The sequence below is a fragment of the Salinisphaera orenii subsp. halophila YIM 95161 genome, from assembly GCF_003732545.1.
Classification (GTDB): Bacteria; Pseudomonadota; Gammaproteobacteria; order Nevskiales; family Salinisphaeraceae; genus Salinisphaera; species Salinisphaera orenii_A.
In genome coordinates this window covers 1-15,520 of record NZ_AYKF01000114.1, presented here as the reverse complement: position 1 = coordinate 15,520, position 15,520 = coordinate 1, and the positions used below count along the sequence as shown (strand labels likewise).

Sequence of the window (15,520 nt, the reverse complement as noted above, 5' to 3'; positions counted from 1 at the left end):
CGGTCGGCGGCCTGCCGCTGCTGCGGCTGGTCTTCGGCTAGGGCCTGTCAACACTTCCTGCGAACGCCGCGTTGGAGGCCGCATATCGTGTGCGGCAAGGTGCGGGTCGCCGATCGTGGCGAGCCACGATCCAGACTGGCAACGCCGCAGCGCGCCCATGATTGTTTCATGGGCGGCCCAACCCTTCGGGGCAGGCGCTGTCGTGCGGCAATCCAGCGTTGTCGCACGCTGGTTCAGAACGACTGCGCGGCGCGCACGACGCCTCGTCTTCCCGCCCCTAATCAATTTTCAGGAAGCGCTTGGCGCGGGCTCGCATGAAGGGTCAACAGGCTCTGGATCGGCTCAGCCGTTCCGGCGCCGCCAGGCCGCGGGCGGCAGGCCGTGCCAGCGACGAAAGGCGCGCTGGAACGCGCTCTGCTCCGAGAAACCGAGCCGCAGGCCGATATCGCCGATCGACAGCGAGGCGTCGCGCAGGTGCCGCTCGGCGAGCCGGCGGCGGGTGTCGTCCACGCATTGACGAAAGCCGGTGCCGGCGTCGTGCAGCCGCTGCTGCAGACTTCGTTCGCCGAGGTTCATGGCGACGGCGGCATCGGCCAGGCCGGGCGCGCCGTGGGCCAGCCGCGCGGCGATCCAGTCCTGCAGCGCGGCGACCAGGGCATGGCTGTCGTACCGGGCCTGGCGGGTGTCGACCCGGGCCGCGAGCGCCGTGGCGAGCACGGCATCCGGCGAGCGCAGCGGCGCGGCAAGCAGCTTCGAGTCGAAGCGCAGCCGATGGCCGGGCGCCTCGAAATGGACCGGGCACTGGAAAAAGGCCCGATAGACGGCGGGATCGCCCTGCGCGCGGTGCCGGAAGCTGATCGCGATCGGCGCCCGGTCGCGCTGGCTGGCCCAGCGAGCGAAACCCACCCAGGCCGCGAAGGCTTCTTCCACCAGCGCCGGCATCGTGGGCTCTGCGTCGCGCCATTCGATCGTCGTCTCGCCGTCGTGCTCGCTGATGGTGGTGCGGCCGGCGGCGTTGACGAGATGGACATAGCGCGTCTGGAAGGCGATCGCCTCGCCGAGCGTGGCGCAGTGCACGAGCAGGCGGCCGATCCCGCCCCAGCGTTCGGGGTGGACCGCCATGCCGAATTCCAGCCCCAGCAGCGGGTTGTGACTGGCCGCGATCGCCGCCTGCAGCAGCCGTTCGTAGTGGCGCGCCTCGATCGTGCGTTCGGCGTCGGCGATATCGCGGGCGGCGAGCCCGGCGGCCCGGAGCAGGGCGTCGGCATCATGGCCGCGGGCGGCGAGATAGCCGTGCAGTGAGCGCAGCATCGAGGCCGCGACGGTCGGCCGGGGTGTCGTGGCGGCGTGGTGTGTCATGTCGGCATGAGATCGGGCCGTGCGCGTCGAGTCAATTGTTGTGACTCCAGAATCCGATAGCCTTGGACGCGACGGCACACGAGCGGTGGAGATCGGGCAATGCGGCGATGGAACGGCTGGGGCGAGGCGCGCCGCGAGACGCCGCTGCCGGCGGCGGCGCGGGCGTTTCTCGCACAGCGGCTGGGCGAGGGCGATCGCGGCGGCGATGCGAGTCTGGCGTCGGCCTGCGCGCGGGTGCCGGCATCCCGGCTGCCGGCCAGGCCGGGTTGGGACCGGGACGCCGAATCGCGGCTGCGCCACGCCCACGGCCAGAGCTTCGCCGACTGGGCGGCACTGCGTCACGGCGCGGTCGGGCCGTTTCCGGATGCGGTCGCCCGGCCGCGCGACCACGCCGAGACGCGGGCGGTGCTGGCCGCGGCCGAACGCGCGGGGGCGGCGGTGATCCCCTACGGCGGCGGCACCAGCGTGGTCGGGCACCTGCAGGTGGTCGATGACGGCCGGCCGGTGATCTCGCTGGACATGAGTCGCCAGGTGCGGCTGCTGGGCATCGACCCGCACGACCGGCTCGCGCGGATCGCCGCCGGCGCGCCCGGGCCGCTGGTGGAGTCCCAGCTGCGGGCCCACGGCTTCGTGCTCGGCCACTATCCGCAGTCGTTCGAATACTCCACGCTCGGTGGCTGGATCGTGACCCGCTCCGCCGGCCAGCAGTCGCGGCGCTACGGCCGCATCGAGCACTGTCTCCACGGCGCGCGGCTGGCCTGTCCGGGCGGCGAACTCGAGGTCGGCGGGCGCGTGGCCTCCTCGGCCGGGCCGGACCTGCGCCAGCTGGTGCTGGGCTCGGAGGGTCGGCTCGGCGTGCTCACCGAGGCCTGGGTGCACGTCACGCCCACGCCCGAACACGAGCGCTTCCACGCGGTGTTCTTCGGCGACTGGGCGGCGGGGCTCGCCGCTGCGCGGGCGATCAGCCAGGCCGGGGTGGCGGTGTCGATGCTGCGCGTCTCCAACGCCGACGAGACCGATACCCAGCTGCGCATCGCCGGCCACGAGTCGGCCATCGCCTGGCTGCGCCGCTATCTCGGCTGGCGCCGCCTGGGCGACCGGCCGGTGATGATGCTGTTCGGCGTCACCGGTAGCCGGCGCGAGGCGGGGCGCGCGCGTGCCGATGCGCTGGCGCTGGCCCGCGCGGCCGGAGGCGTGGCGGTGGGCACCGCGCTCGGCCGCGCCTGGGCCGCCGGCCGCTTCGCCGGGGCCTATCTGCGCAACGGCCTGTGGGAGGCCGGCTACTGCGTGGACACCATGGAGACCTCGGTGCCCTGGTCGCGCGCTACCGCGACCGTGAGCGCCATGCAGCAGGCCGCCCACGAGGCATTGCACGCCCACGGCGAGCGCGCCTTGGCCTTCAGCCATCTATCGCACGTCTATGCCGCCGGCTGCAGCCTGTACATGACCGTGATCTGGCGGCGCGGCCCCGACTATGCCACCGACATCGAGCGCTGGCGCAGGCTCAAGCGCGATGTCAGCCGGACGATCGTGGCCCGGGGCGGCACCATCAGCCACCAGCACGGTGTGGGCCGCGACCACGCGCCCTATCTGGCCGCCGAAACCGGCACCTCGGGGCGGCGATTGATGCGGGCCGCGCTCGCCGAGCTCGATCCGGAGGGCATGATGAACCCGCACAAGCTCTGGGAGGACGATCATGTGGGCTGAAGGCTGGCGCGAGGACTTCGCCGAGGCGGCCGCCGAGCGCTGTTTCGATCTCGTGATCGTCGGCGGCGGCATCACCGGCGCCGGCGTGGCGCTGGAGGCGGCCCGCGCGGGTCTGTCGGTCGCGCTCGTCGAACAGAACGATTTCGCCTCGGGCACGTCGAGCTGGTCGTCCAAGCTCGTGCACGGGGGGCTGCGCTATCTCGCCGCCGGCGACTGGCGGCTGACCCGCGAATCGGTGCGCGAGCGCCAGCGCCTGATGCGCGATCTGCCGGGCCTGGTCGACCCGCTGGACTTCCTGCTGCCGGTCTATGCCCACGATCGGCCGGGGCGCTTGAAGCTCGGCGCCGGGCTGGCCGCCTACGACCTCATGGCCGGCAAGCGCTATTCGCGCTATCTGCGCCCGGACGATCTCGCCTGGCGCATGCCGGATCTGAACCGTGAGGCGCTTACCGGCGGTTTCGTCTACCGCGACGCCGTGACCGACGACGTGCGGCTCACCCTGCGCGTGCTCATCGAGGCGCGCGCGCACGGCGCGGCCGCCGCCAACTACGTGCGCGCCGAAGCGCCGATCCTCGACAACGACCGGGTCGTGGGCGTTCGCGCGGCCGACCGCATCACGGGGGATACGTTCGCGCTCCGCGCCCGCGCGGTGGTCAACGCCACCGGGCCGTGGAGCGACGCGCTGCGCGCGCAGGTCGACGGGGCGCCGCAGCTGCGGCCGCTGCGGGGCTCGCACTTCGTCTTTCCCTTTCACGCCCTGCCGGTGGCGCAGGCGATCACGCTCTTCCATCCGGACGATCGCCGGCCGCTGTTCGCCGTGCCCTGGCAGGGCGCGACGGTGTTCGGCACCACCGATCTCGATCACGACGCGCCGATGGACGCGCCGCCGGTGATGAGCGCAGCCGAGTCGGCTTATCTGATCGCCGCGGCGCGGCACTATTTTCCGGGCCGTGAGCTCGCCGCGACGGATGCCCTGTCGGCCTATGCCGGCGTGCGCCCGGTGGTGGCCGGGCAGCCGGGCGCATCGGCTTCCGAGGAATCGCGGGAGTCGGCCATCGACGTCGAACGCGGCTTGATCACCGTCACCGGCGGCAAGCTCACCACCTTCCGCGTGACCGCGCACGAGGTGCTCGCCCGCGTCGGGGAGGCGCTGGGGCGGCGGGCCGTGGCCGATCCCGCGTCGCCGATCGTCCAGCAGCGGCTGCCGGGCGTTGCGGTGGATGCCGCGGGGCGCCGCGTATCCCGCCACGGCCCGGCGTATGCGCGGCTCGCGGATGCGCCCGACGACGAGGCCCGGGTGGGCGTGACCGACTACTGCCGGCGCGAGCTGCGCTGCGCGCTCGCCTTCGAGGCGGTCGAGCATCTGGACGATCTCATGCTGCGCCGGACCCGCGCGGGCCTGCTGCTGCCCGACGGCGGCGCGGCCGAGCTGGCGGCCATCGAGCCGCTGTGCCGCGCCGCGCTGGGCTGGGACGCCGCGCGCTGGGCCGAGGAGCGGGAGCGCTATCTCGCCCACTGGCGCGCGGTGCACGCGCCGGCATGAGCGCGCGCGATCGCGTGCTGGCGATCGACGTCGGCACCCAGAGCGTGCGGGCGCTCGTCTTCGACGCCGCCGGCACGCTGTGTGCCCGCGCCCAGGTCCCGATCGAGCCGCCGTACCACGCCCCCGAGCCGGGCTGGGCCGAGCAAGACGCCGAGGTGTTCTGGCAGGCCACGGTCTCGGCCTGCCGGGCGCTGTGGGATGAACCGCATGCGGCCGTCGATCGCATCGCCGGCATCGCCCTGACCACACAGCGAGCGACCACGGTCTTCGCCGCCGAGGACGGCACGCCGCTTCGTCCGGCGATCTCGTGGCTGGACCAGCGCGAGGTCGCCACCGTGCCGGCGCTGCCGGGACACTGGCGCGCGGTCTTCGCGCTGCTCGGCCTCGCCAGCACGATCGAGCGCTTCCAGCGCGCCGCGCCGGCGAACTGGCTGGCCGCGCATGCCCCGGCGCTGCATGCCCGAACCGCGCGCATGCCGCTGCTGTCCGGATGGCTGGTTCATCGCCTGACCGGGCGCTGGCGCGACAGCGTGGCTGCCCAGGTCGGCTATCTACCGTTCGACTATCGACGCCGGCGCTGGGCGAAGACGGGCGACTGGAAATGGCGTGCCATCGCGGCGACGCACGGGCAGATGCCTGAACTGGTCGAGCCGGGCGGCGTGCTCGGCGACGTCACCGACGCGGCCGCGCGAGCGCTCGGCCTGCCCGCGCGGTTGCCCGTGTTCTCGGCCGGTGCCGACAAGGCCTGCGAGGTACTGGGCGCCGGCGCCGTCACGCCGGAGACCGCCTGCGTGTCGCTCGGCACCACCGCGACGCTCAACACCTGCCGCGCGGATTATCGCGAGGTCACGCGCTTCGTGCCCGCCTATCCGGCCGCCATGCCCGGCGCCTACACCGACGAGATCCAGATCTATCGCGGCTTCTGGCTCGTGTCATGGTTCAAGCACGAATTCGCCGTCGACACCGTCCAAGCCGCGACCGCCGCCCGCCGCAGCGCCGAAACGCTGCTGGACGAGGCCATCGCGCCGATCCCGCCCGGCAGCGACGGCCTGTTCGTGCTGCCGACCTGGTCGCCCGGCGTGCGCGACCCGGGCCCCGAGGCCCGCGGTGCGATCGTGGGCTTCACCGACGTTCACGGCCGCGCCCACGTCTACCGTGCCATCCTCGAAGGACTGGCCTACGCCCTGCGTGCCGGGCGCGAACGCATCGAACGCCGCACCCGCACGCCCGTCACGCGCCTGCGCGTGGCCGGCGGTGGCTCGCAATCGGACGCCGCCATGCAGATCCTCGCCGACGTCTTCGGCCTGCCGGCGCAGCGCAGCCACACGCACGAGACCAGCGGCCTGGGTGCGGCCATCAACGCCGCCGTGGGGCTCGGCTGGCACCCCGACCACACCGCGGCCGCCCGCGCCATGGTCCGCGACGGAACGCGCTTCGAGCCGGATCCAAACATCAGCCGCCGCTACGACTGCCTGTACCGTGAGGTTTATCGTGCCCTGTACCCAGCTCTGGCGCCGACGTTTCGGCGTATCGCCGGGCAGTACGCCGGTACGGGATTCCCTCGTGCTGCCGACAACTGGGATTGAAACGATTGAAAGACCGTGGATACGTTTTGGGCCGGGTCTTTGGCCGCAGGTCTAAGTCCTAGACGCACGGGCTCCGTGTTGATCGACAAAAACAACGCGCCTGTTGTTAGCGTAATTATCCGTTGGTTCAATCGAGTTGCGGCTTTCGACCCTAAGCGGACATACCTCTTGGATAAGTTCTTCACACAAGCGCACCGCACGAGACTTATGTGTCCGGCTCCTTCACCGTCTGGCGTCGCAAGCGTTTCGCATAAGCTTTGGCCAGTAACGCACCGACCACGATCTGAATCTGGTTGTAGACCATGATGGGCAGCACGATCATACCGAGCGCTGGATTGCCGGCAAACAGAACATTCGCCATGGGTAGACCCGACGCCAAGCTCTTCTTCGAGCCGCAAAATACTGCTGCGGTCTCGTCCGCGAGGTTGAAGCCAAGTCTCCGTGACAAGCCCATTGCGATACCGATCATGGCCGCGAGTAAAACTGCACACAGACCAATTGCGAGTGCAATCGCAGCCAGCGGCAGGTCGTGCCACAGTCCGCTGGCCACCGACTTCGAAAACGCGGCGTAGACGATCAGCAGGATCACTGCTTGGTCGTAGCGTGACGACAGTGCCTCATGCCGGTCCATAAAGTCGGCGACCCAAGGCCTGATGGCCTGGCCCGCGGCAAAGGGCAGGAGAAGCTGCACGACGATATCCCGCAAGGCATCACCCACGGCGAATGCATCACCGCCGGCAGTCTGCGCAAGAAGTATTAACAGAAACGGCGTCATCATCATGCCGAACACATTCGAAGCCGCTGCACTGCAGACCGCCGCGGGCACATTACCGCCGGCCATTGCCGTAAATGCTATCGACGAAGAAACCGCCGAAGGCAAGGCGCCAAGGTAGAGAAAGCCGAGTGCCAGTTCGGGTGGTATCCAAACTGGTGCCAGTCCCAATATGGGCAGTACGACGAGCGGAAAGCAGACGAAGGTAATCGCGAAGATGAACAGGTGCAGCCGCCAGTGCGCGGCGCCGGTCAGCACCGACGCGCGCGACAGCGCTGCACCGTGAATAAAGAACAGCAGCGCGACGGCGACCTGCCCGGCCACACCCATCATGTCCGCGGGGTCGCCGCGTGCGGGCACAAAAGCGGCGAGCACGATCGCGCCGAGCAACAGCATGGTGAACCCATCGATAAAGCGACGCATGGTTTAACGCTCGGATGTCAGAGCCGTCAGCGACGGCGTTAAGAGGTGTCGGGCCGCAGACTCGGCTGCTTCTGCATCGCCTGCTTCGATCGCCTGCAGTAACGCTTCGTGATCGGCCTGGGTCGGCTCTGGCAGATCCAGATCGATCTCCGTGCGTTCAATCGTGTTCCGAATCGCGCGCAAGAAGTAGGCGTAAAGATCGGAGAGCGCACTGTTACGCGCACTGGCAACTACGGCGTGATGAAATCGCTCGTCGTAATCGATGCGCTGAGACAGATCCATGCCGGCGTCGCGGCGGGCATCGAGCGTGCAGCGCATCTCGCGCAGGTCGGAATCATTGCGTCGCGCGGCCGCCAAGCGTGCGGCTTCGACCTCCAGGGTCAGCCTCACTTCGATGCGATCACGCAGGGCGGCTCGATCAATCCGGCGCAACGTTTCGCCCGGGTCGTATTGCGCGCGCACGTAAGTGCCATCGCCCTGGCGGACCTGAAGGAGGCCGACATGCGCCAGCACGCGTACAGCCTCTCGCACCGTATTCCGACTTACGCCCAGCTGTGCGGACAAAGCCGACTCCGTCGGAATGCGTTCGTCGACGGGCCACCGCTTCGTTTCGATCGCTTCTCTAAGACTGTCTATCACCAACTCCACGAGGGAGCCGCGCGACACTTGGGCCAACTTCATGATCTCTCCTATATGACCTATTAACCAATAATCCTACCTTTAATAAGAAAACGCAACGCTACGATCTGTCGATTAATACCTGCAATCAACATCAGTCTCCGGCAGAATTTGCGATCCGTTCAACCTCTGCTTACGCTCGCCGTGAACAATCAATCTTTCATGAGCCGCCACGAACGTTTGCGCGCGGTACATATGTCGGTGCTTGCGTGCGTGGCCGGCTTGCTGGCGGGGCTGGTCGCGTACGCCTTGTTCAACCTCATCGCGCTCGCGCTCAACGTCACGTTCATGCAAGCCGTTTCGTTTGAACTGCCGAGCGTCGCGGACCATAACCTTGGCGCGTGGATCGTCATCGTGCCCGCCATCGGTGGATTGCTTGTCGGGCTGATGGCCCGCTATGGCTCGCCCAAGATCAAGGGCCACGGCATCCCCGAAGCCATGGAAGCCGTGCTGACCAGCGACAGCCGTATCTCTCTGCGGGTAGCGATCTTCAAACCAATATCTACGGTCGTCGCGATCGGTAGCGGCGGCCCCTTTGGCGCCGAAGGGCCGATCATCCAGACCGGGGGCGCGCTGGGCTCTCTGCTCGGACAAGTGGTTTCTACAACGGCAGCGGAGCGCAAGGTGCTGTTGGCTTGTGGCGCGGCCGGCGGGATGGCCGCGATCTTCGGCACCCCGCTCGCGGGCGTGATCCTCGCAATCGAACTGTTGCTTTTCGAGTTTCGGCCACGCTCGTTCATACCCCTGGTCATCGCCACGGCCGTGGCCACCGCGTTGCGCCATGCCCTCATCGGCGACGGCCCGCTGTTCGCGATGGATGCCGTGGACTTCGGATTGCCCTTCAACGCACCGGCGTATGTCCTGTTCGCGATCCTGATCGGGTTCGTTGCCGTGGGTTTCAGCAAGCTGCTGTTCGTGGTCGAAGACGCGTTCGAGGCGCTGCCGATCGGCGATATCTGGCGCCCGGCCCTAGGCGGTCTGGGCCTCGGCATGATCGGGCTGTTCGCACCCGAGGTGCTGGGCGTGGGCTACGACCTGATCACGGGCGTGCTCAACAATGAGTTCGCGGTCGCCGCACTGCTGTCGATCGCCGTATTCAAGACCGCAGCGTTGCTCGTATCGTTGGGTTCGGGCACGTCAGGCGGGCTGCTGGCGCCCATGTTCATGACCGGCGCGGCGCTGGGCGCGCTGTTCGCCATCGTGGGTAACGCGCTATTGCCGGGCGCCCCGCTCGAGCCGGCGGCGTTTGCGTTGGTTGGCATGGCGGCGTTGTTCGCCGCTGCTTCCCGCGCCACGTTCGCGCTTATCGTTTTCGCCTTCGAGATCACCCGCAACTACGACGCGATACTGCCCCTGATGCTGGTCTGCGTGATCGCGACCGGAATAAGCATTCTCTACATGCGCACCACGATCATGACCGAGAAACTGGCGCGCCGCGGCTTGCGCGTGAACCAGGAATTCGAGGTTGATCCGCTCGAGCGAGCCGACATCGCTTCGGTAATGCAGACGCATTTCGAGCCGATCGACGCGAGCGCGCCCCTGGCTTCGGTCGCGACCCGCCTGGGGCTCCAAACCGAAGCGCAAAGCCATAGCGATGCACTGGTTGTTGTCGACGCCGACAACAACCTGGTCGGCATCCTCACACGCAGCGATGTGCTCCGCGCTCAGTCAGAAACGGTGGCCGATCCGTTGACCGCGCATACGATATGCACAACCGACGTCGTTCGTGCCTATCCCGACGAAACAGTGCGTGAAGCCGTACGCCGAATGCTCTATCACGATATCGGCCGTCTGCCGGTCGTCAGCCGTGCGGACGATCGCAAACTCGTGGGCTATATCGATCGCGCCGCCGTGATCGCCGCGCATCGGCGCGGGATGCATGAAGACGGCTTCGTCTTGCCCGGTAGCTAACCTAGCGGAAGGTTGTCGCTCGGCAAGCCTGCTCATGGCAGCCCCAGCGGTCGAAACCCGACGGATCGGAACCAATCGGCGCCCGCGATACTGCCTGTCGATGCCTTGTTCCGGCACCGCCTGTACTATGCTTTAATAACTGGTTGACCCACTCATAAAGTCGCGCTGATAGCGCGACAAGCTTCGGATAGTCTCATGGATCAGCCACCGATCATCGTTACCGAAACCGATTACGAACGTATCGACGCGTTGCTCGAAAAAACCGGCGACAGCGTGCCCGGCATACCCGAGTTGCGGGCTGAACTCGCGCGTGCTCATGTTGTAGCCTCCGACGAAATCTCGGCCGATGTGGTGACGATGAATTCCACCATCGCGTTCGAAAACGTCGATAGCGGGAAGCGTTTCGAGCTTGCGCTCGTCTATCCGAAGGATATGGACGGCAGCCCAGGGAAGGTATCGATACTCGCGCCGGTGGGTAGCGCCTTGCTCGGTCTTGCGGTCGACCAGATGATCCAGTGGCAGGTGCCGGGCGGCGACACGCTCAAGCTGCGTGTGCTCGAGGTACGCGATCAACCCGAAGCCCGCCGCCGGTAGGTACGACTCGCGCAAGGAATTAGCCATGAGCCAGGATGAACTTACCATCGCTGCGGGCGTACGCGATGCCTGTATCGACGCCGCATTGGCCGGCTACGAGGACGCTTCAATCTCCGGGCTTTGCGGCGAAGGCGCGCTGGAGGTGGCGATCAGCGCGATACGAAGGCTGAATTTAACCGAAACGCTGGAATCACTCGCCGAATCCGATGAGAAGACGGAGCAGCCATCCGCGTCTCAGCGATAGATCATCCTTCGGACGCGAGTTTCATCAGAACAAGACCAGCCACGATCAGGATCAGCGCCAGAATGCGTAGTGTGCTTGCCGATTCTCCGAGCACCAACACGCCCACGAAGAACGCGCCCACCGCGCCGATCCCGGTCCATATCGTATAGGCCGTGCCAAGCGGCAGCGTGCGCATCGCAATCGCCAGCAGACCAAAACTGGCCACCATCGCAACGGGTGTTACGACCGACGGGGTGAGTCGGGAAAAGCCGGTCGATTGCTTCATTGAGAACGCCCAGACGATCTCCAACAGGCCGGCAGCGAACAATATGATCCAGGGCACGCGTCTCTCCTGCGGTGCCGGGTCGTCCCGGTCGTTTCCGGCCCATAGCTGGGAGAGGTCGTGGCCTCGACGACACAGGGTAGGCAGGCGTTCGACCGGACGCAACGCTCGGTACCCCAGCCGCCCATTAGATTGCAGTCGCTCGGCATTTACGTAGCCGTATCGCCGATCTAGCGCACTAGCGAAACCGCCCGATACTCACTCGGCCGCGGGGTAGATCAACATGCCGTTGTCGCCGGTACGTGCGGCCGACGTCATCTCGGCGGGCTGGATACGATCCTTGTTCATCAGATGACAGACGCGCTCGCCGCGATGGAGCAAGTGATCAGCAATGATGCGTCGATGACAGCGCCACCATACGGCTTCGGCACACATGAGCGCACAGACATGGCATTGGCCCAGTTCGATCAATGATTCGATCGCTTGTTGATAGCGCGTACTCAGCGCGTAATCCGCGTAGTCATGAAAGCTGCGGTTGCGCCAAAAGCCGTTGATCTCGTCGGCGACCGTCTTCGAACGTTTGCGCAGCCCGGCCAGTGCCTCGCTATGGTCATAGCCGATACCCGAGGCCGCGAGTCTCATCGCGAAGACATCGTGATTGAACTGCGGATTGGTGCGCGAACACGGCATGGCTCGCACGTCAACAACATGATCGACCCCGCCCACGCCCAACAGATCGATCAACTCTTCCTGCGTACGCGTCGAATGGCCGACGGTATAGAAGACAGAACTCGACACGGCGCTGTTTTACTCGATCCGCGTTAACGCGGATTCCTTGTGAGCCGCGATATGATCGGTCTTGTCGCTTTCGATCTCATACTGCGGTTCGTCGACGGACGCACGCCGCATATGGCCCTTGTATTCGAAATCGCGCGTATGGACCTTGGTGATACGACCGCTGACCTGACCGGCCTCGGAATTCCAGGCGACATGATCGCCAACCTTGAATGTCTGGCTCATCGCACGCTCCCAATTTTCGCGTCGGATGTAGAAGGAATGCCCATCAGCCGGTACGCCTCGCTTGCGAGCCGCGCGACGATCGCTGCCGCCGGCTCGATGGTATCGATCAAATCCACAGCCTCGCCGGCAAACACAACCGTGGTATCGGTATCGTTCGCGGCTTCGGCTTCGCGGTAGCGTATCTGCTGATGGGCCAGATCGGCAGACAAGGCATCTTCACGCCCATGCCACTGCTCCGAGAAGCGGTTGAGCGGCACGCGACCGGTGATATGCACCGGCCAAGGATAGCCGCGCACAATATCGAACACGCGCGTTCTTACTGTTGCATCGCCTTGGCTTTCGACAATACAGCGTTTCGCGTTGGCATGGCCCAGCGCCTCTTCGCTGGCAAAAAACCGCGTGCCAATCAGCGCACCCGAAGCCCCGAGCATGCATACGGCAGCCAGTCCACGCCCGTCGGCGATACCGCCGGCAGCGACGACCGGCGTTGGCGCCACGGCGTCCACGACGGCCGGAACCAAGGTCAATGTGGACCGTGTCCCACCGTGCCCGCCCGCTTCCGCACCCTGGGCCACGATCAGATCCGCGCCGGCAGCCGCGGCACCACGCGCCTGCGCCAACGTCTGGACCTGACAGATAATCTTCGCACCGGCCTTGCGCACCGCGGGTAGAAATGGCGTGCAATCGCCGAACGAGAACATCACCGCCTCGGGCTCGTAGGCGAGCGCCAGATCAAGCAGAGACGCATTGCGCGCCAGCGCCCAGGTTATGAAGCCGACACCGATCCTCGCTTCGCCTGCTTTCTGAAATTCACGATCCAACCAGTCCGCATCGCCGTAACCCGCGCCGATCAGGCCGAGACCGCCCGCATGACTCACGGCAGCCGCCAACGCACCGCCTGAGACGTTGCCCATGGGCGCCAGCAGGATCGGATGTTCGATACCCAACAGTTCTTTCAAGGCGCCGTACATCTAGCCGTCATCCGGTGCGCTGTCGTACGCATCCAGCGCAAGATGTGAATGCGCGACAGCGCCGCCGGCCCGCATTTCTGCGGCCACCCAGATTGCTTCCATGACCTGACCCTGGGTCGCGCCGGCTCGCTTGGCCGCCGGAGCATGCGCCTCAATACAGTGTGGACACTGCGTAACGTGCGCCACAGCGACGGCAATCAGCTGCTTGGTCTTGGCATCGAGTTCGCCCTCGGCAAATACCGCCTTGCTGAACGTTCGCCACGCCTGCTCGGCATCCGGTGTCAGTTCCTTGCGCTTTTGTCCCGGTGTTTGGCTCATGGTCTGCTCCCGCCTGGTGTGAATCGAAACCGCCGTGGCGCTTACGCGCCGCCGAGCAACATCCGTAATTCGTCTTCGTTGGTTACGAGGGCATCCAGCGAATACTCATCGAGCACCTCAAGAAACGCGGTCTGCGCGCGGCCCAGAATATTCTTCAACCGGCATGCGGGATCGATCGGACAGGTCGAGTTCGGGCCAAAGCATTCGAGCAGCCTGAGATTTTCCGTACGACGAACCACCGCACCGATATTGATCTGGCTCGCCGGTTTTGCGAGCGACAGCCCACCACCGCGGCCTCTTTGGCTGTGGATATAGCCATATAGCACAAGGGTCTGAGCCACCTTCGCCATATGGTTCGCAGAAATACGATAGCGATCGGCCGCCGCCTGAACCGTCGCCGGCATGCCCTCTTTTCGAACCGCCAGATAGATCAGCAGCCTCAGGGAATAGTCCGTATGTGTGGTCAGTTGCATGACGGCTTGACTTTCTTAATTCGGTAACTAACATACCAATTATTAATTGGCATGTCACTCACCTATTTGGAGACAACGGTGCTTACGGATCAACAAAAATCGATCGTCAAACAGACGGTACCGGTATTGCAGGCGCACGGCGAAACGCTGACACGGCATTTCTACGAACGGATGTTTCGCGTCAATCCGGAGGTACGTGACTATTTCAACCCGGCGCACCAGCACTCGGGCAGCCAGCAGCGCGCTCTGGCCGGCGCGATCCTGGCGTATGCGCAGCATATCGATAACCCGGCCGTGCTCGGCGACGCCGTCGAACTGATCGCACAGAAGCACGCATCGCTGAGCATCCAGCCCGAGCATTATCCGATCGTCGGCGACAACCTTCTCGCTTCGATTCGCGAAGTGCTCGGCGAAGCCGCGACCGACGACATCATCGACGCATGGGCAGCGGCTTACGCCGTACTGGCGGACATATTTATCGCCCGCGAGAAACAGATCTACAGCACCCAGGACGCGGTATACGGCTGGCACGGCTTCAAGTCGTTCATCGTTGATCGGCGCGAGAAAAGCAGCGACAACATCGCGTCATTCTATCTCAAGCCGCTGGACGGCCAACCGTTAGCTGCCCATGCGCCGGGGCAGTACATAACCATTCGTGCGACTCTCGCGAATGGCCAGACGGTCATGCGCAATTACAGCCTTTCGAATCCGCCTGGCAGCGATTACTACCGCATCAGCGTCAAGCGCGAGCCCGCAGCCGCGGAGGAGGCACCGCACGGCATCTTCTCGAATTACGTGCACGATCGCATCTATGCCGGCGATCGCGTAGAGCTCAGCCCGCCCTGTGGCGAGTTCACGCTCGAAATGCCTGATAACGATCATACGGCGCTGGTGTTCATCGCCGGCGGCGTGGGGGTAACGCCCATCATCTCGATGCTGCACGCCGCCGTTGAAAACTCGAACAACACGCGTCCGATCATTTTTATTCAAGGTGCGCTCAACGGCGCCGTCCAAGCTTTTTCGGACGAATTGAAGGTGCTGAAGACCAAGCACCCGAACCTCAGCGTTCATGTGCGCTACGACGCGCCTCGCGAGGCCGATCGCGCCGCCGGGCTGCACGACAGTGAGGGCCTGATCGACGCAACGCTACTCGACGAGATGGTCGGTGAACAGCTAGCGGCCTATTACTTTTGCGGCCCGACACCAATGCTCGAGCATGTTCATGCCCTGCTGCGAGAACGCGGCGTGCCTGAACAGGATCTGCATTACGAGTTCTTCGGCCCTGGCGGGAAACTCGCCGCCTGATAAGAACATGCCTGTAGTCGTCGATTGGTTCTGCGACTACAGGCTTTCTTCGAATCCAAAGCAGCACTCCGAGCCGGGCCTCGAACATACCCTGCTATCGCGTAGCGCACCCATCCAGAGTGTCCAGCATCATTGGAAACCACCCGAATCGATTATCACGACGGCGGCTTCTGGCCGGTAGGCGTACGCGCCGAACGAGCCTAGAGCTAACTCGTTCGGCAGCGATGCCCTTCATACCTCTGTCTGCTCCGACATCTCGAGCGCATCATCGACCTCGATGCCCAGATAGCGCACCGTGCTTTCCAGCTTCGTATGTCCCAGCAAGAGCTGCACGGCGCGTAAATTGCGTGTTCG

General features: G+C 65.5%; 16 protein-coding genes. 7 read left to right on the top strand and 9 right to left on the bottom strand.

The genetic code is table 11. The features are described from left to right. Window positions 1-342: 342 nt before the first annotated feature. Window positions 343-1,359 (bottom strand): AraC family transcriptional regulator, encoded by a 1,017-nt coding sequence (locus SAHL_RS14395; RefSeq protein ID WP_123592115.1) that lies wholly within the window; start codon window positions 1,357-1,359, stop codon window positions 343-345. Window positions 1,360-1,458: 99 nt separating this feature from the next. On the opposite strand from SAHL_RS14395, the gene SAHL_RS14390 reads away from it, so the two are divergent. The 3 genes from SAHL_RS14390 to SAHL_RS14380 are packed head-to-tail and all read left to right on the top strand — an operon-like array spanning window position 1,459 to window position 6,195. Next, window positions 1,459-3,066 (top strand): FAD-binding oxidoreductase, encoded by a 1,608-nt coding sequence (locus SAHL_RS14390; RefSeq protein ID WP_123592114.1) that lies wholly within the window; start codon window positions 1,459-1,461, stop codon window positions 3,064-3,066. Beyond that, window positions 3,056-4,609, top strand: coding sequence for a glycerol-3-phosphate dehydrogenase/oxidase (locus SAHL_RS14385; RefSeq protein WP_123592113.1), 1,554 nt, complete (start codon window positions 3,056-3,058; stop codon window positions 4,607-4,609). Before SAHL_RS14390 ends, SAHL_RS14385 begins: the two co-directional genes overlap by 11 nt. Beyond that, entirely contained in the window at window positions 4,606-6,195 is a 1,590-nt protein-coding gene (locus tag SAHL_RS14380; protein WP_123592112.1) for an FGGY-family carbohydrate kinase, read from the top strand. The genes SAHL_RS14385 and SAHL_RS14380 overlap by 4 nt, the downstream gene beginning before the upstream one ends. A gap of 205 nt (window positions 6,196-6,400) precedes the next feature. Here the strand turns inward: SAHL_RS14380 and SAHL_RS14375 are convergent, their stop codons facing one another. Together SAHL_RS14375 and SAHL_RS14370 are read right to left on the bottom strand one after the other, a co-directional pair. Beyond that, on the bottom strand, window positions 6,401-7,390 hold the full coding sequence (locus tag SAHL_RS14375; protein WP_123592111.1) for a bile acid:sodium symporter family protein: 990 nt from the start codon (window positions 7,388-7,390) through the stop codon (window positions 6,401-6,403). A 3-nt stretch (window positions 7,391-7,393) separates the two neighbouring features. After that, window positions 7,394-8,071, bottom strand: coding sequence for a FadR/GntR family transcriptional regulator (locus tag SAHL_RS14370; RefSeq protein WP_123592110.1), 678 nt, complete (start codon window positions 8,069-8,071; stop codon window positions 7,394-7,396). A gap of 159 nt (window positions 8,072-8,230) precedes the next feature. On the opposite strand from SAHL_RS14370, the gene SAHL_RS14365 reads away from it, so the two are divergent. The 3 genes from SAHL_RS14365 to SAHL_RS14355 all read left to right on the top strand — a co-directional run bounded on the left by SAHL_RS14365 (window position 8,231) and on the right by SAHL_RS14355 (window position 10,817). Next, entirely contained in the window at window positions 8,231-9,979 is a 1,749-nt protein-coding gene (locus SAHL_RS14365; RefSeq protein ID WP_123592109.1) for a chloride channel protein, read from the top strand. 195 nt (window positions 9,980-10,174) lie between these two features. Next, complete coding sequence (gene rnk, locus SAHL_RS14360) at window positions 10,175-10,573, top strand: nucleoside diphosphate kinase regulator (protein WP_123592108.1); 399 nt, start codon at window positions 10,175-10,177, stop codon at window positions 10,571-10,573. A gap of 25 nt (window positions 10,574-10,598) precedes the next feature. Next, window positions 10,599-10,817: an acetyltransferase gene (locus tag SAHL_RS14355; protein ID WP_123592107.1), complete on the top strand. Its 219-nt coding sequence runs from the start codon at window positions 10,599-10,601 to the stop codon at window positions 10,815-10,817. 1 nt (window position 10,818) lies between these two features. Here SAHL_RS14355 and sugE read toward each other — a convergent pair whose 3' ends face one another. The 6 genes from sugE to SAHL_RS14325 all read right to left on the bottom strand — a co-directional run bounded on the left by sugE (window position 10,819) and on the right by SAHL_RS14325 (window position 13,861). Beyond that, window positions 10,819-11,139, bottom strand: a complete 321-nt coding sequence (sugE, locus tag SAHL_RS14350; RefSeq protein WP_123592106.1) for a quaternary ammonium compound efflux SMR transporter SugE — start codon at window positions 11,137-11,139, stop codon at window positions 10,819-10,821. A gap of 198 nt (window positions 11,140-11,337) precedes the next feature. Next, complete coding sequence (locus SAHL_RS14345; protein ID WP_123592105.1) at window positions 11,338-11,877, bottom strand: DUF488 domain-containing protein; 540 nt, start codon at window positions 11,875-11,877, stop codon at window positions 11,338-11,340. A 9-nt stretch (window positions 11,878-11,886) separates the two neighbouring features. Further along, a complete protein-coding gene (locus tag SAHL_RS14340; protein ID WP_123592104.1) occupies window positions 11,887-12,099 on the bottom strand; it encodes a hypervirulence associated TUDOR domain-containing protein in 213 nt (70 codons plus the stop codon). Next, on the bottom strand, window positions 12,096-13,058 hold the full coding sequence (locus SAHL_RS14335) for an NAD(P)H-dependent flavin oxidoreductase (RefSeq protein WP_245968556.1): 963 nt from the start codon (window positions 13,056-13,058) through the stop codon (window positions 12,096-12,098). Before SAHL_RS14335 ends, SAHL_RS14340 begins: the two co-directional genes overlap by 4 nt. A gap of 12 nt (window positions 13,059-13,070) precedes the next feature. Then, window positions 13,071-13,388 carry a carboxymuconolactone decarboxylase family protein gene (locus tag SAHL_RS14330; RefSeq protein ID WP_123592102.1) on the bottom strand — a complete coding sequence of 106 codons (318 nt, stop codon included), beginning with the start codon at window positions 13,386-13,388 and terminating at the stop codon, window positions 13,071-13,073. A gap of 41 nt (window positions 13,389-13,429) precedes the next feature. After that, window positions 13,430-13,861, bottom strand: a complete 432-nt coding sequence (locus SAHL_RS14325; protein WP_123592101.1) for an RrF2 family transcriptional regulator — start codon at window positions 13,859-13,861, stop codon at window positions 13,430-13,432. A gap of 51 nt (window positions 13,862-13,912) precedes the next feature. On the opposite strand from SAHL_RS14325, the gene hmpA reads away from it, so the two are divergent. Beyond that, window positions 13,913-15,166 (top strand): NO-inducible flavohemoprotein, encoded by a 1,254-nt coding sequence (gene hmpA / locus SAHL_RS14320; protein ID WP_123592100.1) that lies wholly within the window; start codon window positions 13,913-13,915, stop codon window positions 15,164-15,166. Window positions 15,167-15,520: the final 354 nt, after the last annotated feature.